Origin of the sequence: Sinomonas terrae, assembly GCF_022539255.1 — a bacterium.
GTDB lineage: Bacteria > Actinomycetota > Actinomycetes > Actinomycetales > Micrococcaceae > Sinomonas > Sinomonas terrae.
The window spans coordinates 3,405,389-3,422,198 of record NZ_JAKZBV010000001.1; the positions used below are offsets into that span (position 1 = coordinate 3,405,389).

General features: G+C 69.2%; 16 protein-coding genes. 5 read left to right on the forward strand and 11 right to left on the reverse strand.

What is annotated here, in order from left to right:
• Positions 1–2: 2 nt before the first annotated feature.
• The 9 genes from L0M17_RS15675 to L0M17_RS15715 form a co-directional block, all read right to left on the reverse strand.
• Positions 3–884, reverse strand: coding sequence for a sugar phosphate isomerase/epimerase family protein (locus tag L0M17_RS15675; RefSeq protein ID WP_241055167.1), 882 nt, complete (start codon positions 882–884; stop codon positions 3–5).
• Entirely contained in the window at positions 881–1,924 is a 1,044-nt protein-coding gene (locus L0M17_RS15680; RefSeq protein ID WP_241055169.1) for a Gfo/Idh/MocA family protein, read from the reverse strand. The genes L0M17_RS15675 and L0M17_RS15680 overlap by 4 nt, the downstream gene beginning before the upstream one ends.
• 30 nt (positions 1,925–1,954) lie before the next feature.
• Entirely contained in the window at positions 1,955–2,872 is a 918-nt protein-coding gene (locus tag L0M17_RS15685) for a sugar phosphate isomerase/epimerase family protein (RefSeq protein ID WP_241055170.1), read from the reverse strand.
• Positions 2,873–2,946: 74 nt separating this feature from the next.
• Positions 2,947–4,446: a CoA-acylating methylmalonate-semialdehyde dehydrogenase gene (locus L0M17_RS15690; RefSeq protein WP_241055172.1), complete on the reverse strand. Its 1,500-nt coding sequence runs from the start codon at positions 4,444–4,446 to the stop codon at positions 2,947–2,949.
• Between the two features lie 63 nt (positions 4,447–4,509).
• On the reverse strand, positions 4,510–6,453 hold the full coding sequence (gene iolD / locus L0M17_RS15695) for a 3D-(3,5/4)-trihydroxycyclohexane-1,2-dione acylhydrolase (decyclizing) (protein ID WP_241056476.1): 1,944 nt from the start codon (positions 6,451–6,453) through the stop codon (positions 4,510–4,512).
• A gap of 11 nt (positions 6,454–6,464) precedes the next feature.
• Positions 6,465–7,445 carry a Cgl0159 family (beta/alpha)8-fold protein gene (locus L0M17_RS15700; RefSeq protein ID WP_241055174.1) on the reverse strand — a complete coding sequence of 327 codons (981 nt, stop codon included), beginning with the start codon at positions 7,443–7,445 and terminating at the stop codon, positions 6,465–6,467.
• The gene (gene iolC / locus L0M17_RS15705; protein WP_241056477.1) at positions 7,442–8,431 is read right to left on the reverse strand and encodes a 5-dehydro-2-deoxygluconokinase; all 990 of its coding nucleotides are present in this window, start codon (positions 8,429–8,431) and stop codon (positions 7,442–7,444) included. Before iolC ends, L0M17_RS15700 begins: the two co-directional genes overlap by 4 nt.
• A gap of 147 nt (positions 8,432–8,578) precedes the next feature.
• Complete coding sequence (locus tag L0M17_RS15710) at positions 8,579–8,983, reverse strand: tautomerase family protein (RefSeq protein ID WP_241055176.1); 405 nt, start codon at positions 8,981–8,983, stop codon at positions 8,579–8,581.
• A 156-nt stretch (positions 8,984–9,139) separates the two neighbouring features.
• Positions 9,140–10,585 (reverse strand): sugar porter family MFS transporter, encoded by a 1,446-nt coding sequence (locus L0M17_RS15715; protein ID WP_241055178.1) that lies wholly within the window; start codon positions 10,583–10,585, stop codon positions 9,140–9,142.
• 122 nt (positions 10,586–10,707) lie between these two features.
• Between L0M17_RS15715 and L0M17_RS15720 the strand changes: the two genes are divergently transcribed.
• Both L0M17_RS15720 and L0M17_RS15725 read left to right on the forward strand, forming a co-directional pair.
• Positions 10,708–11,772, forward strand: coding sequence for a LacI family DNA-binding transcriptional regulator (locus L0M17_RS15720; RefSeq protein ID WP_241055180.1), 1,065 nt, complete (start codon positions 10,708–10,710; stop codon positions 11,770–11,772).
• A complete protein-coding gene (locus tag L0M17_RS15725) occupies positions 11,769–12,599 on the forward strand; it encodes an HAD hydrolase family protein (protein WP_241055182.1) in 831 nt (276 codons plus the stop codon). Before L0M17_RS15720 ends, L0M17_RS15725 begins: the two co-directional genes overlap by 4 nt.
• Before the next feature lie 63 nt (positions 12,600–12,662).
• Here L0M17_RS15725 and L0M17_RS15730 read toward each other — a convergent pair whose 3' ends face one another.
• Positions 12,663–13,979, reverse strand: a complete 1,317-nt coding sequence (locus L0M17_RS15730; RefSeq protein ID WP_241055184.1) for an MFS transporter — start codon at positions 13,977–13,979, stop codon at positions 12,663–12,665.
• Between the two features lie 50 nt (positions 13,980–14,029).
• Positions 14,030–14,785 (reverse strand): alpha/beta fold hydrolase, encoded by a 756-nt coding sequence (locus L0M17_RS15735; protein ID WP_241055186.1) that lies wholly within the window; start codon positions 14,783–14,785, stop codon positions 14,030–14,032.
• A 160-nt stretch (positions 14,786–14,945) separates the two neighbouring features.
• Between L0M17_RS15735 and L0M17_RS15740 the strand changes: the two genes are divergently transcribed.
• From L0M17_RS15740 to L0M17_RS15750, 3 genes are read left to right on the forward strand one after another with little or no spacing between them, the layout of a single operon-like run.
• The gene (locus L0M17_RS15740; RefSeq protein ID WP_241055188.1) at positions 14,946–15,701 is read left to right on the forward strand and encodes a flavodoxin family protein; all 756 of its coding nucleotides are present in this window, start codon (positions 14,946–14,948) and stop codon (positions 15,699–15,701) included.
• Complete coding sequence (locus tag L0M17_RS15745) at positions 15,698–16,147, forward strand: hypothetical protein (protein WP_241055190.1); 450 nt, start codon at positions 15,698–15,700, stop codon at positions 16,145–16,147. The genes L0M17_RS15740 and L0M17_RS15745 overlap by 4 nt, the downstream gene beginning before the upstream one ends.
• A gap of 54 nt (positions 16,148–16,201) precedes the next feature.
• Positions 16,202–16,774 carry a universal stress protein gene (locus L0M17_RS15750; protein WP_241055192.1) on the forward strand — a complete coding sequence of 191 codons (573 nt, stop codon included), beginning with the start codon at positions 16,202–16,204 and terminating at the stop codon, positions 16,772–16,774.
• Positions 16,775–16,810: the final 36 nt, after the last annotated feature.

Sequence of the window (16,810 nt, forward strand, 5' to 3'; positions counted from 1 at the left end):
AGTCAGGGGCGGATATCTGTAACCGAGACGAAGCCCTGGATGGTGCGGAGTTGGTAGCGGGAGACCTCGTCGGCGTTCTCGTTCTCGGCGAAGACGCTGGAGACCATCACGGTGTCCTCGCTGTCCAGGAAGCCGATCTCCCCGAGGCCGCCGAAGAACTCGTCCCAGTTGACGTCGCCGTCGCCGATCTTGAGGTGCTGATGCACGCGCACGGCGTTGCCCGGTGGGTTCGTGATGTAGCGCAACCCGTGCGAGGCGTGGTGGTTCATGGTGTCGGAGACGTGCACCACGCGGATTTTCTCACCGGCCGCCCGCATGATCTCGAGCGGCTGATCCTTCATGTGGAACGTGTGCGACGCGACGTACACCATCCCGACGTTCGGCGAGTTGAGCCCGCGGATCACGCGCAGCGCCGCGAGGCCCTCTTCGACGAAGTCGTCCGGGTGCGGATCGATCGCCACGTGGACGCCCTCGCGCTCAAAGATCGGGAGGAGCTCCTCCATCGACTTGTAGAAGCACGCCTCGGATTCCTCGGGCTTCTCGGGGCGCCCCGAGAACTCCGTGTTCATCTGGGTAGCACCGAGATCCACCGTGATCTGGATGGCGCGCTTCCAGTACCGCACGGCAGCCTCGCGCAGCTGCTCGTCCGGGCCCGACCAGCGCAGCACGGGCAGCACCGACGCGACGCCCACGCCCGCGTCAGCGCACGCCTTGCGGAGCTGGCGCACGAACTCGTCGTCGGCCTTCGGGTGGGTGAAGAACGGGATCAGGTCCCGGTGCGGGGTCAGCTGGAGGTACTCGTACCCGAGGTCCGCCGCGAGCGCGGGGAATTCCAGGAGCGAGTGGGTGCTGTGAAACGGGGTGGGATCGAGGGCGATCTTCACTGGGCCTCCCCCTGCGCCGGCTCAAAAGACCCGTACAGGGCAGGCTTCTCGTTGAGGGCGACGGTGACCTTCTCGCCGCTCTTCTGCGCCTCGACGCCGGCCTCGCAGCACGCGGCGGTCGCGTAGCCGTCCCATGCCGACGGCCCACCGATCTCGCCGCGGAGGGCCGCATCGACCCACGACTGGACCTCGACGTCGTACGCCGCACCGAAGCGCGCCTCGAACCCAGGCGTCACCTCACCGCCCCAGCGCCCGGCGCGGTGCACGTACGGGCCGCCGTCCCCGCCGATGTTCACGATGCCGTCCTCGAACGCTGCCTCGGTCGCAACCTGGTAGCCGAACTGGGCATTGACGAAGATCTCGACGTCGACGAGCACGCCGGATGCCGTCTCGATCAGGACGTGCTGCGGATCGTGCTGCCCGCTCGGCGCCTTCGAGGTCGCCTTGCCGAGGCGCACCTGAACGGACGTGATCTCCTCGCCGGTCAGGTAGCGGATCACGTCGAACTCGTGGACGACAGAGTCGTTGATGAGCATCTCGTTGGTGAAGCCGGGAGGGGTGTCCGGGTTGCGGTGGCGGCAGTGCAGCATGAGCAGTTCGCCGAGCTCGCCTGAGCGGACCAGACCCCCGAGCTGCATGTAGCCCTGATCGAAGCGCCGCATGAAGCCGACCTGGATCCGCTTCCGGCCCAGCTTCTGCTCCGCCTCGACGATCTTCCAGGCCGACGCCGCGTCCGGGGTGAGCGGCTTCTCGCACAGGATCGGGATGTCCCGCTCGAGTGCCTCGAGGAGCGCAACTTCGTGGAGGAAGCCTGGCGTGGCGATGAGGACGGCGTTAGCGTCGCCTGCAGAGTATGCCTCGCCTGCTGTGGCGTAAGCCCGAGCGCCCGGGATGTGGGCGACCGCGGCCTTCGCGCGATCGAGATCGATGTCGACGACGGCGGCCACCTCGGCGCCGTGGATGCGCGTGTGCAGGCGTTGGATGTGGTCCGCGCCCATACGGCCGGCGCCGATGACGGCGACGCGCAGGTTCTCAGCCATGGAAGAGCCTTTCGGGAGGAGTCAGGTGGGTCAAGATACGCGCGTGCGGGAGCCGCACGAGAGGAGGTAGTTGCGGGTGCGCTGGGCGATCGGGAGCGGGACGTCGAACGCGACCGGGTACATGTCCTGCTCGACGATGCCGAAGATCGGGCGGTCGAGGCCCTCGACGGCCTCGATGACCTCACGCAGGTCGGGCAGGCCCGACGGCGGCTCGGCCATGACGCCGGCGGTGTTCGCCGCTGCCCAAGTCAGGTTCTCGGCGCGGACCTTCGCGAGGACGTCCGGGTTGATCTGCTTGAGGTGGAGGTAGCCGATGCGCTCGGGGTACTTGCGGATGAGGTCGACGCTGCTGGCTCCGCCGTACTCGGCATGGCCCGTATCGAGGCACAGCGTGAGCAGCTCGGGGTCGGTGTTCTCGAGCAGCCGCTCGATGTCGGCCTGCCCCTGCACATGCGAATCCGCGTGCGAGTGGAACTGCTGCTTGAGGCCGAACTGCTCGCCGAGGCGGCGTCCCAGCTCGTCGTGGCCCTTGAACAGCGAGTCCCACTGCTCGGCCGTGAGCACCTCGTTCTCGACGGCCTCGCCCGTGACGTCGTCGCGCCACATCGCGGGGATGACGACGATGTGCTCGCCGCCCATCGCCGCAGTCAGCTCCGCGACGCGCCGGGCCGGCTCCCACGCTTCCTCCCACTGGTCAACGCCCCTATGGAACGCCGTGAACACGGTCCCCGCCGAAACCTGCAGGTCACGCGCCTTGAGTTCGTCCGCGAGATGCGACGGATCGGTCGGGAGATACCCGTACGGGCCCAGCTCGATCCATTTGTAGCCGGCCTCGGCCACCTCGTCGAGGAAGCGCTCCCACGGAGTCTGCTTCGGATCGTCGGCAAACCAGACGCCCCAGGAATCGGGCGCGGTGCCGATGATGAGCTTGTTCTCGATGTCGCTCATGTTGCTCCTTCTCCCGTTGCGCCGTCACGTCTGCAGGGTCCACACCCCGCAGACGTGACGGCGCGACGGGAATGTCAGTTGGAGGGGAAGTTGTAGGAGGCGCCGGAGGCGTGGGTGGGCTCGGGCCAGCGCTGGGTGACGACCTTGCCGCGGGTGTAGAAGGAGACGCCCTCTTCGCCGTAGATGTGCTTGTCGCCGAACAGCGAGCTCTTCCAGCCGCCGAAGGAGTGGTACGCGACCGGGACGGGGATCGGGACGTTGACCCCGATCATGCCCACGTGCACGCCGCGGTGGAACTTGCGGGCGTTGGAGCCGGAGGAGGTGAAGATCGCGGTGCCGTTGCCATACGGGTTGGAGTTGATCAGCTCGATCGCCTCCTCGACCGTCTCCACCCGCACGACGCCCAGGACCGGGCCGAAGATCTCCTCGGTGTAGGCGTCCATGTCCGTTCCAACGTTGTCGATGACCGTGGGGCCGAACCAGAAGCCGTCCTCCTTGCCGGGGACGGTGAACTCGCGCCCGTCCACGACCAGGTCCGCCCCGGTCTCGGCCGCCTTGGTCACGATGCCCTTCATCCGCTCCTTCGAGGCCGCGGTGATGATCGGGCCCATCTCCGCGTCCGGGTCGGTGCCCTCGGCGACCTTGACGGCCTCGGCGCGCTCGGCGACCTTGCCCACGAGCTCGTCGCCGATCCGGCCGACGGCGATCGCGACCGAGATCGCCATGCAGCGTTCCCCTGCGGAGCCGAACGCGGCGGCCGAGAGGTGGTCCGCGGCGTTGTCCAGGTCCGCGTCCGGGAGGATGATCGCGTGGTTCTTCGCCCCGCCCAGGGCCTGGACGCGCTTGCCGTGAGCGGTGGCGGTCTCGTGGACGTACTTCGCGATCGGGGTCGAGCCGACGAAGGAGATCGCGTCCACGTCGGGGTGGGTCAGGAGCCCGTCGACGGTCTCCTTCCCGCCGTGCAGGACCTGGAAGACCCCGTCCGGGAGCCCCGCCTCGGTCCACAGGCGCGCGAGCAGGAGCGAGGCCGATGGGTCGCGCTCGCTCGGCTTGAGGATGAACGCGTTCCCGGTCGCGATCGCCACCGGGGCCATCCACAGGGGCACCATGACGGGGAAGTTGAAGGGGGTGATGCCGGCGACGACGCCGAGCGGCTGGCGGTAGGAGAACACGTCGATGCCGGTGGAGGCCTGGTCGGAGTAGGCGCCCTTGAGCAGCTGCGGGATCCCGCAGGCGAACTCGATGACCTCCAGGCCGCGGCCGATCTCGCCCTTGGCGTCGGAGAGGACCTTGCCGTGCTCGCTGGTCACGAGCTGGGCAAGGTCGTCAATGTGTGCGGCGACGAGCTCGCGGAACTTGAACAGGACCGCGGTGCGCTTGGCCAGGGAGATGTCCCCCCAGGACTCGGAGGCCTTCTTCGCGTTGGCGACCGCGGTCTCGAGGTCGGCCGCGTCCGCGAGGCGCAGCTCGCCGGTCTGGGCCCCGGTGGCGGGGTTGAACACCGGCTGCGTCCGCTCGCCGACGCCGTTGGTCTCTTCGCCGTTGAGGAAGTGCGGGATGGTCTTGACAGTCATCGATTGCTCCTTTGCAGGTAACTCTGTGGTGCCCAGTGCCGTGGTGTGCGGTGCTCGGGGTGCTCAGCCGAGCAACGGGCGCTGCTGGGCCTTGTGCTCAATGTAGGTCGCGAACGCCTGCCTGGTGGATTCGAGTTCGGAGGCGCCCGAGACGGGCACGTCCCACCACGACTCCGAGGACGGGGCGTCGATGAGCGGGTCGGATTCGATGTGGATCACGATCGGGCCCGAGCCCTCGGGGGCGGCCTTGGCCTTGGCGATCGCGGCCTCGAGGTCCTCGATCGCGTTCGGGCCCGGCTCGATCCGGTGGACCGTGACGCCGAGGCTCTCGGCGTTCGCGGCGAGGTCGATCGGGAGCTTCTCGCCGTCGTCGAACGTGTGGTGCGTCCGGTCCAGGGTGCGGTACTTCGTGCCGAAGCGCTGGGAGCCCAGCTGCTCCGAGAGGGCACCGATCGAGGCGTAGCCGTGGTTCTGGATGAGCACGACGATGAGCTTGATGCCCTCCGCGACCGCGGTGACGAGCTCGGTGTGCATCATCAGGTACGACCCGTCCCCGACCATGACGACGACGTCGCGCGCATCCTCCCTGTCTTCTTCGCTCGGGCGCGACGCGGCGTCGAGCGCCGCCCGCTTGACCCCGAGCCCACCGGGGATCTCGTAGCCCATGCAGGAGAACGCGTACTCGACGTGGTACCCGAACGGGTCCCGGACGCGCCACATCTTGTGCAGGTCGCCCGGGAGGGAGCCGGCGGCGCAGATGACGACGTCGCGGGCGTCCATCGCGCGGTTCGCCGCGCCGATGATCGCGTTCTGGGACGGCAGCGGCGAGTACCGCTCGTCGAAGGCGGCGTCGACGGTGGCGTCCCAGCGTGCCTTCTCGGAGGAGACAGCCTGCTCGAGGTCGGCCCCCACGCGGTAGCCGCCCAGCGCCGTCGTCAGCGCCACGAGCGCCTTGCGCGCATCGGCGACGACCGGCACCGAGGTGCCGTGCTTGTAGGCGTCGATCGGGGCGACGTTGATATTCACGAACCTGACGTCCGGGTTCTGGAAGGCGGTGCGCGAGGCGGTCGTGAAGTCCTCGTAGCGCGTCCCGATCCCGATGACCAGGTCCGCATCGCGGGCCAGGGCGTTGGCCGCCGTCGTGCCGGTCGAGCCGATCGCGCCGAGGGCCTGGGCGTGGTCCCACGCCAGGACGCCGACGCCGGCCTGCGTCCAGCCGACCGGGATGCCGGTGGCCTCGGCGAACTCGCGCAGCTGCTCCTGCGCGAACGCGTACAGGACGCCGCCGCCGGCCACGATGAGCGGGCGCTTCGCGGAGCGGATGAGCTCGGCGGCGCGGGCGATGTCCTCGGCCTCGGGCTCGGGGCGACGGATGCGCCACTCGCGCTCGGCGAGGAACTCCTCCGGGACGTCGAAGACCTCGGCCTGGACGTCCTGCGGCAGGGCGATCGTGACCGCGCCGGTCTCGGCCGGGTCGGTCAGGACGCGCAGTCCGTGCAGGAGCGCCGAGAAGAGCTGCTCGGGTCGGTTGACCCGGTCGAAATACTTGGAAAGGGGCCTAAAGGCGTCGTTGACCGTGATGTCGTAGCCGTGGGGCTGCTCGAGCTGCTGCAGCACCGGGTCCGCGGCACGGGTCGCGAACGTGTCCGAGGGCAGCAGCAGGGCCGGGAGCCGGTTCGCCGTCGCGAGGGCCGCGCCGGTGAGCAGGTTCGACGAGCCCGGGCCGATCGAGGTCGAGACGGCGAACGTCTGACGGCGGCGCGTGTGCCGGGCGTAGCCGACGGCCTGGTGCACCTGGGCCTGCTCGTTCCTTCCCTGGTAGTAGGGCATGAGCGCCGGGTCCTGGACCTGCCACTGCTTCAGGGCCTGGCCCACGCCCGCGACGTTGCCATGCCCGAAGATGCCGAACATCCCCGGGATCAGCCGGCCGCGGTACTCCTCGGTGCCGACACGGTCCACGGTGTACTGCCGCCCGAGGAACTCCACGAGTGCCTGGGCGACCGTCATCCTGCGCGTGCTCACTTCGAGGCCTCCTTCGATGCCGGCTCTCCCGCAGTCGGGGGGACGATTTCTTCGGTGTGCAGCAGCGACGCCGCGGCCGCGACGGCCCCGGCCACGTCGCCGTCGGCCGGGTAGAGCAGGGTCCGGCCCACGGTCAGGCCTTGGACACCCGGGAGGGCGAGCGCGGCGCCCCACGAGGCGAACACCTCGTCCTGGCGCCCGGTCGGGTCGCCGCCGAGCAGGACGGTGGGCATCGTGGTGGAGGCCATGACCCGCTCCATCTCCGCCACCACGGGCAGCTTCATCCACGTGTACGCGCTTGTCGCGCCCAGGCCCGAGGCGATCGCGACCGAGCGGATGACCGCCTCCGGGGAGAGGTCGTTCTTGACCTTGCCGTCGACCCACGAGGACAGGAACGGCTCGACCATTGCCACGAGCTTCCGCTCGGCCAGGGAATCGATGGCCTTCGCGGTGTTCTCGAGGATGCCCGCCGTCGCCGGGTCGCCGAGGCAGATGCGCGTGAGCATCTTCCCCCCGGTCGCCCCGATCGCCTCGAGGGCCTCGGCGGTGTGGCCGGTGAAGCGGTCGTCGAACTCGTTCACGAACCCGGCCAGGCCGCCGCGGTTCATCGAGCCGAACAGGAGCTTGCCCTCCAGCGCCCCGAGAAGGAGCAGGTCGTCCATGATGTCCGGGCTCGCCAGAACCCCGTCCACAGCGGGGTTCGCCAGAGCGAGCCGGAGCCGGTCGAGCAGCTCACGCCGGTCCGCCATCGCCTCCGGGCGGCCCTGGGCCGCCAGCGCCCCGCGGGCCGGATGGTCGGCGGCGACGATGAAGTTCTGCCTCCCGAGCACGACGCCGGGGTGCGGCTCCCGCGCCCGGGCAGCCCGGGCGATCGCGTCCGGATCCTCCAGGCGGATCTTGGTCAGGTGCTCATAGCGGCGCGGATCGTCGTCGAACGTCCCCTTGGCGAGTTCTGCAGGAGTCGAAACGGTCGTCACTTGGCCACCGCCTCGGGGACGAGCCGGCCGCGCTCGGCCAGCAGCGAGGTGACCTCGGCCGGCGTCGGCATCGCGTCCGCGCAGGAGAGCCGGGAGGCGACTATCGCCCCGGCCGCGTTAGCGTAGTCCAGGACCTGGGCCAGGGGCCAGCCTGCGAGGAGGCCGTGGCAGAACGCGCCGCCGAACGAGTCGCCGGCGCCGAGGCCGTTGAGGGTCTGGACAGGGACCGGGGCGGAGACCACGCGCTCGTCGCGGGTCTTGGCCATCACGCCCTCGGGGCCCAGCTTCACCACGGCGATCTCCACCCCCGCGGCGAGGAGGCGGTCGGCCTGCTCGTCCGGGGTGCCGTGGCCGACGGCGACCGCGCACTCCTCCTCGTTGCCGATCGCGACCGTCACGTGCGGCAGGACCTTGGCGACCTGCTCGCGGGCGGCGTCCTCGGAATCCCAGAACATCGGCCGGTAGTCCAGGTCCAGGACGGTGAACTGGCCCTGGCCCAGACTGGCGCGGGGGCGGGCCTCGTGCGCGGCGATGTGCGCGCCCCGGCTCGGCTCCTGGCAGAGCCCGGTGACGGTGGACCAGAAGATCCGCGCGGCGCGGATCGCCTCGACGTCGAGCTCCTCGGCCCTGATCTGCAGGTCCGGGGCCGTCGGGAAGCGGCCGTAGAAGTACAGCGGGAACTCGTGCGTCTCCGGGAGGATCGCGCAGAACGTCGCCGGGGTCTGCAGGCCCGCGACCGGGGTCACGAAGCGGTCGTCGACGCCGAACTTGACCAGCTCGCGGTGCAGATACACGCCGAACGGATCGTCCCCCGTGCGGGTCACGACGGCGGTGCGACGCCCGTGCTGCGAGGCGGCGACAGCAACATTGGACGGCGAGCCGCCCAGGTACTTGCCGAAGCTCGTCACGTCCGCGAGGCCGACGCCGATGTCGTTGGGATAGATGTCGACGCTGATGCGCCCCATCGTGAGAACGTCATAGGTCACGATCGCTGTGCCCTTTCCTGCTTCAAAGCCCGTCGAATCCGAGCCGGCTGCGCTGCCTGTGGCGGCGGCCACAGATCAACTCTCCTACAGATTTAATGTGCTGTCAAAGGTTTGTACTGACATGTTTGATGCATCACGAGGCACCGCTCAGCGGGCCGGAATCCCCAGCTCGCCCGTCATGTACTGCGCCCTCCCGAAGCCGAAGGACCAGTCCCCCGCGCCGTTCTCGACGTAGCCGATGAAGACATCCTCGCCCGGGATGCCGGCGTCCGCCAGATTCCGTGCGATGGCTGCGAACAGCCCCTCTTTCGCCTCCTGGCTGCGACCTCCCTGAGTGAAGATCTGGATCATCACGACCCCTCCCGACCGATCGAAGCCCAGCCCCGCATCCTGCGCCACGATCTGTCCGGGCGCATGCTCCGTAATGACGTGGAAGTAGTCGCGCTCCGGAATCCGGTACTCGGCGAGGATGGCGTCATGGATGGCGCGGCTCAGGCGGGAGAGCTGTTCGGGAGTGCGGCCGGCGTTGACGTCGATGCGGACGAGAGGCATGGGAGAAACTCCTTGAAGGACTTTGTTCTTACAATACGACAATACCGGACAAAAGCTAGAGTGGTCAAGATTTGTCCTAACAAAGTTTCAAGGAAAGGCAGCCGCCCCGCGCCGACCCGAGAGTCCGCGCGGGGCGACAGTCACAGCCCCCAGGCGCTACTTCTTGTGCACCGCGTAGATAGCTCCGGTCGTGACGTCCTCCTCGAGGGCCTCGAGCGTGCGCCCACGGCTCTCCGGCACCTGGGTGATCACGAAGATCAGCGCGAGGGCGCCGACGGCGGCGAAGAGGAAGAACGTTCCGGTGATGCCCATGGCTGCCACCATCGAGGGGAAGTAGAGCGAGAGGAACCCGTTCACAACCCACAGGGCGAAGACAGCCACACCGATGCCGAAGCCACGCATGTGCAGCGGGAAGATCTCCGAGAGGTAGACCCAGACCGCGACGTTGAGGAACGTCTGCATCGAGCCGACGAACGCGACCACGAGGAACAGGATCACGAAGGGACGGGCAGGATTGCCCACGGGAAGCGCCATGGATGCGACGCCGATGAGGATATGGCAGGCAGTCGTCAGCGACAGGCCGGTGATGAAGGTCTTGCGACGGTCGAGGCGGTCCATCATCCTCAGCGCAATGATGCCGCCGATCACAGCGATCACACCGGGTGCCACGTTGGCGATGAGCGCTCCGTCCTTGCTGAAGCCGGACTCGGTGAGCACGGTCTGCCCGTAGTACATGATCGAGTTGATGCCGGTCAGCTGCTGGGCCACACCCAGGCCGATCGCGACCAGCAGGATCCGGAAGAGATTCTTGTTCGAGAAGATCGCGCGCCAGCCGATCTGGTGGCTCTCCCGCTCTTCCCTCGCGACGGTCTCGACGTCGGAGAGTTCGGCAACGGCACGGTCGCCGGTGCGCACGGTCTGGAGCACCGCGAGCGCCTCCTGACGGCGCCCCTTCTCGACGAGCCAGCGCGGGGATTCGGGCATCCGGAGCATTCCGAAGAACAGCGCGAGGGCCGGCAGGGCACAGATCGCGAACATGATGCGCCAGACACCGCCGACATTGCCGAACACGTTCCCGATGATGGCGTTGACCACGAACGCTGCGAGCTGGCCGATCACGATCGCAAGCTCGTTGCGGCCCGCGAGCGAACCACGGATCTCGAAGGGCGCGAGCTCCGCGAGGAAGACCGGCACCACGGTCGAGGCGCCGCCCACGGCGAGGCCGAGGAGAATACGGCCGACGACGAGCACCTCGAAGTTCGGGGTGAACACGACCGCCACGGTTCCGGCGAAGAACAGGACGGCGAGCAGGATGATGGTCTTGCGACGGCCCCAGGCGTCAGAGAGGCGTCCGCCGAAGATCGCGCCGATTGCGGCCGCGAAGACGAGGGAGGCGGTGACGACGCCCTCCGTGAACGGGGTGAGGCCGAGCTCAGAGGACATCGGGCTGAGCGCACCGTTGATGACTCCGGTGTCGTAACCGAAGAGGAGGCCACCGAAGGTGGCGACGAGGGCGACGAGGCCGAGGCGCTTGCGGTGAGGACCGTCAGTCAGAGGCGGGAGCGAGGCGGCGCTCGACGCTCCGGCGTGGGCTGTAGCCATGAGAGACTCCTTTGTCGTTCCGAAGCGGGCATGTGGCCCGCGTCTCACCTAAGACTAACGCGCGAAAGATAGAAATGTAAGGTCAAATGTACAAAATCTTTTGAAGTGTCGAGCGTGCAAGGATGAGGGGCGTGACACCTCCCGCGCTCCCAGGCCCTCCCCGCCCAGGAACGCCGCGCCGCGCTGTGACCCAGGAGGATGTCGCGCGGGAAGTGGGAGTGTCCCGGACGCTCGTGTCCTTCGCCTTCCGAGGCGCTCCCGGCGTGAGCAACGAAACCCGTGAGGCCATTTTCGACGCTGCCCAGCGCCTCGGCTACCGGCAGAACGCGGTAGCCGCGGACCTCGCGCGCAAGCGGCCCTCCGCCGTCGGCCTCTATCTCCTCGACCTGCGCAACGAGGTCTACGCCGACGTCTTCCACGGCGTGCGCGAGGCGTTCGAGGACGCGCCGAACCGGCTGATCCTGAGCGTCTCCCCCACCGCCAACTCGCTCGGACGCGCCGCCGTCGACTCCCTCATCGAGGCGCGGGTCGGCATCGTGGTCGCGGCGACCCTCCTCGACGCGGATGCAGACGTTCAGGAACTGGCCCAGACGGTGCCGGTCGTCAACGTAGCGCGTCGGGTGCACGGCGTGGACAGCGTCTACTCGGACGATCCTGCGGGAGCCGAGGCCGCCGTGCGCCATCTGATTGAACTCGGTCACACGCGGATCGCGCACCTCACGGGGCCCCCGCACGAGGGGCATCAGGGGCGTCGGCGATCCTACGAGCGCACAATGTCCGACGTCGGGCTCCCACCGCGCGTCGTCACCGCGCAGGACTACACGCAAGAGGCCGCAGAGAGGGCCGTCGTCCCGCTGCTCGCCGGCGGCGAGCGGCCGACGGCGATCTTCGCCCACAACGACGAGCTCGCCGTCGGCGCGAGGGAAGCCGCCTACGGCCTGGGCCTCGCCGTGCCGGACGATCTCTCCCTCATCGGCTACGACAATTCGCGCATCTCGCGACTGCACGGAATCGACCTCACGTCCGTGGACCTCCACGCGCTCGAGCTCGGACGCTCGGCCGGCCGAACGGCCCTCGAGCGGCTCGCGAACCCGCTCGCGCCCGCCGTCGATCTCAAGAGCTCCCCGCGCCTCGTCGTCCGGGGTTCGACGGCGGCGCCTCCCGAAGTCCGGAAGGACCGACCGTGACCCGGGCGCGCGCCGTCTTCCTCGACGTCGACGGCACCTATGCTGACCGCGGGATTGTCCCTCCTGGCCACGTGGACGCCGTCCGGGCCGTCCGGGCCGCCGGCCACCGAGTCCTGCTGTGCACCGGCCGGCCGAAGTGCCTGCTCTCGGCCCACCTTCTCGCTGCAGGCTTCGACGGGATCGTCGGAGCAGCCGGGGGCTACGTCGAGATCGACGGCCGCGTCCTCTTGGACCGCCGTTTCCCGCCCGAGCTGGCCCAGCGCGCCGTCGCCGTCCTGAACCGGCATCGCGCCGCGTATCTGCTCGAGGCCCCCGAGGCCGTCTACGGTGTCCCCGGCGTGGACGTGCGGCTCACCGAGCTGCTCACAGGCCACCTCCGATCCGGGGACGCCACGGACCACGACGGGCCCGTCGACATCCTCAATGCCCTCGAGATGGCCGAGGAACTCGCTCAGACCTCCTTCGGCAAGATCATCTACTTCGATTCCCCCGAGCCCCTCACGGCACTGGCTGAAGCGATCGGCGAGGAGGTCGGCGCCCTCCCGAGTTCGATCCCGGGCATGGGAGACACGGCAGGCGAGCTCTACCTGAGGGACGTGCACAAGGCCGTCGGCATCCAGGCGGTGGTCAAGTACCTCGGGGTCTCGCGGGAGGACGTCATCGCGATCGGCGACGGCCCCAACGACGTCGAGATGATCGCCTACGCGGGGGTCGGGGTCGCGATCGACGGCGCTGTCCCCGCGGTCCTCGAGGCGGCGGCCCACGTTGTCCCCGGCCCAGAGCGCGAGGGACTCGTGCACGCGTTCGCCGAGCTGGGCCTCACCTAAGCCCGGTCCCCAGCCCGAGCCCACGTCCCGGCCCGAGCCCACGTCCGGGCCCCGGCCCGAGCGCTACCTGAGGACTTCTGCGGGGCGCCGCGCGTCGTCGTGGGTCCTGATCGCGGCGAGCCCGCTCACGGCCATGACGACGACGGCGACGAGCACAAGCAGGAACGGCGCCGTCCAGCCACCCGCGGCATCGCGCAGGTAGCCCATGAGGATCGGTCCGAGAGACGCGAAGCCGTATCCGACCGACTGGATGAACGCGGTCATCCTCCGGTTCTCGTCGAGGGACTTCGCGCGCTGGATCACGACCGTGAAGACCACGGTGAAAGTGCCGCCCTGGGCCACGCCTCCGACGAGGGCCCACAGGGGCCACGCGCCCGGGGCGAGGAGGATCCCGGCGGGCAACGCGATCCAGCAGGCCGCGACCAGGACGAAGAGCCGCTGGGGTCCCCAGCCGACCCAGCGGGACAGGGCGGGGATGAGCAACGGGCCGACGACGGCGAAGAGCTGGAACATGCTCGCGGCGAGGCCCGCCTCGGAGGCCGTCATGCCGCGCGTCTGGACGAGGAAGGTCGGCAGCCACAGCGTGATCGCGTAGTAGCCGAGGTTGTGCAGCGCGAACGCAACTGTGAAGAGCCGCATCATCCGGCGGTTCGCCGAGCTGATCTTCGGCCGGCTCGCCTTGCGGGCGGGGCTGATGGGCAGGGGGCCGGTCGAGGTGCCGGGTTGGCCCTGCGCTGCACGAAGCTCGGCGCGGCGGCGCGTCACCGCCCGAGCGAGCGGCCCCGGGAACTCCGCGTCGGACCAGCGCGGGCCGTCCTTCGACGGCGGGAACACGGAGAACCACGTCACGGCCGCGAGCGCGGTGAGGACAAGCCACGAGACGAGCGACCACTGCCACCCGATCGCGCCCGCGAGCGGGGCGGTCAGCGCGGAGGCGAGGGTCGTGCCGACGTTGACGGCCGCCGTCGTCAGTCCCGTCATGAGCGCCGCCCGCTGAGGGAAGTCGCGCCCCACGAGCAGTGGGGTGACGACGTTGACGATGGTCATGGCGACGCCGAGCACGACCGTCCCGAGGATTGCGCCCACCGCTCCCCCGAAAGACCGGAGGGCGACGCCTGCGGCGAGGCCGCCGAAGAAGTACAGGTTCGCGTGGTTGATCCCGATCCGTCCGATGAACCATGCCGCGGCCGGAGTCACGAGCCCGAAGCACAGCACCGGGATGGCCGTCAGGAGGCCGGCGACGGCGGCGCTGAGCCCGGTGTCGTGCTGGATTCCTCCGAGCACGGGGGCGAGGCCGACAAGGGGCGCGCGGGCGTTGAGGGACATGAGGCCGACGGCGAGCAGGGCCAGGGCCGAGGCACGGCCGATCCGGCGGGTCACAGCGGGATCCTTTCGGGAGGGGTCGCCCTCCAGCCTCTCACGGCGCGGGGTCAGCTGCGCTCGAGGAGAAGCCGCGCGACCTCTTCCGGCTTCGTGTACATCATGACGTGCGGCTGATCGGCGAGGACGGCGAGCTCGGGAGCCCGCGACAAGGAAGCGAGCGTGCGGAGCCATTCGGGCGGAGCGATCGGATCCTTCTCGCCGCCCACAAGGAGCACCTTGCGCTCCATGTGCCCGATTCGCTCCTCGATGTGGTGCGCCATCATCTCGCGCAACGTCTTGAGCCACCATCTGAGTCCGCAGCGGAAATAGTCGTTCGTGATGATCGCGTTCACCTCGCCAGGCTCGCGCAGCGTGTCCTGAGCGAGACGCAGCCCCTGCATGACGACGGAGCGGTCGGCGGTGTTCACCGTCGGGGCGAGAAGGGCGATCGGCTCAGGCCCAGAGCGCTGGATGCCCATCTCGACGGCGACCTGACAGCCCATCGAGTGCCCCACGATCACGGGGTGCCGGACGCCGAACCGGTCGAACGCCGCCCACGCGATCTCGGCGAACTCGGCCATGGCCAGCGCGCGGCGCGGCTCGAGGTTCCGCCCGTGGCCGGGAAGCTCGAGCAGGTACACGCGAGCGTGTTTGGCGAGTTCGTGCGCGAGGGGGCCGAAGTAGACCGACGACGCCCCAATGCCGTGGACGAGCGCGAACGCCCGTTCGCCCTCGCCTCCCGTGCGCATCTCGACGCCGTGGCGTTCGTCGAGGACATGCAGCTCGCCGAAGGGCTGCCGCGGGGTCATCGTCTTCCGGTTCATAGCGTTGTCCGTGTCATCGCCTGCCCAGCCTAGCGGGGAGCGCGAGCGCAGACCGGCGGGACGCAGACCGGCGGGACGCGGACGGACGACGCCGGGCCTCGCCTCAGGCGGCGGCGCGCGCCTAGCATCGTGGCGGGAGGGATCGGACGAAAGGAGCACCATGCTTCCCGAGTCAGTCCAGACGTTCATCGACGCCGAGATCGCGGCGAACAGCACCGACTTCTCGGACCTCCGCGCCGTCTATCTCAACGGCACCCTCAAGCCCAGCCCGCAGCCCAGCCACACGGACGGCCTCATCGCCGTGAGCCGGCACGTGCTCGAAGGGCTCGGGGTCCACGTCGACGTCGTTCGCGCCGTCGACCACGACATCCCGCCGGGCGTCTACCCAGACATGCGGGAGCACGGGTGGGCGAGAGACGACTTCCCCGACCTCTACCACCGCCTGATCGAGCCCGCCGACGTCCTCGTCATGGCCACACCGATCTGGCTGGGTGACCAGTCGTCGGTGACCCGCAAGCTCGTCGAGCGGCTCTACGGGTGGTCGGCGGAAATGAACCGGAAGGGGCAGTGGTCGTACTACGGGAAAGTCGGCGGCGTGCTCGTCACGGGCAACGAGGACGGCGGGAAGCACTGCTCCGCCCAGCTGCTCTACGCGCTGAGCCACATCGGCTTCACGATCCCGCCGCAGGCCGACGCGTATTGGGTGGGCGAGGCCGGTCCCGGCCCCTCCTACCTCGACGACAACCGCGGCGCCCACAACCACTGGACCACGCGCAACACCGTGTTCGCCGCGTGGAACCTGCTCCACACCGCGAGGAGGATCAAGGACGCGGGCGGAATCCCCGCGCAGGGGAACGTGACCTTCAACTGGAACCTTGAGGATCCCGACCACCCCAATCCGGAGTACCGCCGATGACGACGGCACCTGGGTCGGGGCGCCCAGCCCTCGAGGATGGCGGCGCCGACAGGGACGCGGGAGCGCTGACGACGGCGGTCGTCGCCGCTGGTGCTGCGTTCATGGCCCAGCCGGGTGACTGGACCTTCCTCTCGGTAATCCTGGGCATTGCCTTCCTGCTGGTCCTGCTGGCCTACCACCGGCCGAGGACCGGCAGGCTGACCGTGCAGTCCGTCGTCGTGCGCGCCGCCTTCGCTGGCACGGCGGCGCTCTCGCTCGGCATAGCTGTGGGCTATCCGATCCAACTGGCAGCCGAGGCGGCCGGGCTCAGGAAGCCCGATGAAATAGCAACGGACTGGATCAGCTGGGGCTGGTTCCCTGCGATGCTGGTGATCTTCTGGGTCGAGCCGCAGATCGTCAAAGCCCTCATGCGGAGGGCGCCGAAGCTGAGGCGGCACGCCGCCTAGTAGTCTGTCGGCTGGGCTACCGTCATTCCCCGAACGAGCCCGGAAGGAGAACCGGTGGACGAGAGCCAGCCCCGACTCGGCAAAGGGCGTCCTGTTGGCGGCGCCTACGGTCCCCAACGCTTCACAGGCCCTGTCGTGGCAGGAGTTACGCCCGGCCAGAGCCTCGCCGTGATCCATCGCGCAGCAGATCTCGCACGCAGCCTCGGAGTCCGGCTCGTCTGCGTGCACGCCGATCCTTCCACAGTGCAAGAGCGCGAGGCCGACGGGCGGATCAGCGTCCTTCCCATCGACCCCGACGCAGTCGACGACGACGCCGCCCGCGTCCGCGCGGAGCTGTTCCACGGCCTGCGGGACCAGCTCGAGGGCACAGGGCTCGAGTGGCACTTCACCGCCGTTTCCGGCGAGCCGGCGAAGGTGCTCGGCGCCTTCGCCGAGGAAGCCGGGGCGTCCTTGATCGTGGTCGGGACCCGCGAGCGTGGCATCGGGACCCGCTTCGAGGAACTGATCGGCGGGTCCGTCGCGACCCATCTCGCACACGGGCAGAACCGGCCAGTCGTCATCGTCCCCCTCACACAGCACCCGCATGCCCAAGCGCACGGGCACCGCCGTGGCGGCGGGGTGGGCTGATGGAGCAAGAGCGACCCGCGGAGACGAGAGGCCAAT

Bases quoted from the DNA above. Each gene is read 5' to 3' on its own strand.
- iolD (WP_241056476.1), bottom strand. From the start codon at position 6,453: ATGACGGTCGCCCAGGCACTCGTGGAGTTCCTCGGGCGGCAGTACACC.
- L0M17_RS15690 (WP_241055172.1), bottom strand. From the start codon at position 4,446: ATGACTGTCAAGACCATCCCGCACTTCCTCAACGGCGAAGAGACCAAC.
- L0M17_RS15740 (WP_241055188.1), top strand. From the start codon at position 14,946: ATGCTTCCCGAGTCAGTCCAGACGTTCATCGACGCCGAGATCGCGGCG.
- L0M17_RS15720 (WP_241055180.1), top strand. From the start codon at position 10,708: ATGAGGGGCGTGACACCTCCCGCGCTCCCAGGCCCTCCCCGCCCAGGA.
- L0M17_RS15680 (WP_241055169.1), bottom strand. From the start codon at position 1,924: ATGGCTGAGAACCTGCGCGTCGCCGTCATCGGCGCCGGCCGTATGGGC.
- L0M17_RS15745 (WP_241055190.1), top strand. From the start codon at position 15,698: ATGACGACGGCACCTGGGTCGGGGCGCCCAGCCCTCGAGGATGGCGGC.
- L0M17_RS15710 (WP_241055176.1), bottom strand. From the start codon at position 8,983: ATGCCTCTCGTCCGCATCGACGTCAACGCCGGCCGCACTCCCGAACAG.
- L0M17_RS15735 (WP_241055186.1), bottom strand. From the start codon at position 14,785: ATGAACCGGAAGACGATGACCCCGCGGCAGCCCTTCGGCGAGCTGCAT.
- L0M17_RS15715 (WP_241055178.1), bottom strand. From the start codon at position 10,585: ATGGCTACAGCCCACGCCGGAGCGTCGAGCGCCGCCTCGCTCCCGCCT.
- L0M17_RS15685 (WP_241055170.1), bottom strand. From the start codon at position 2,872: ATGAGCGACATCGAGAACAAGCTCATCATCGGCACCGCGCCCGATTCC.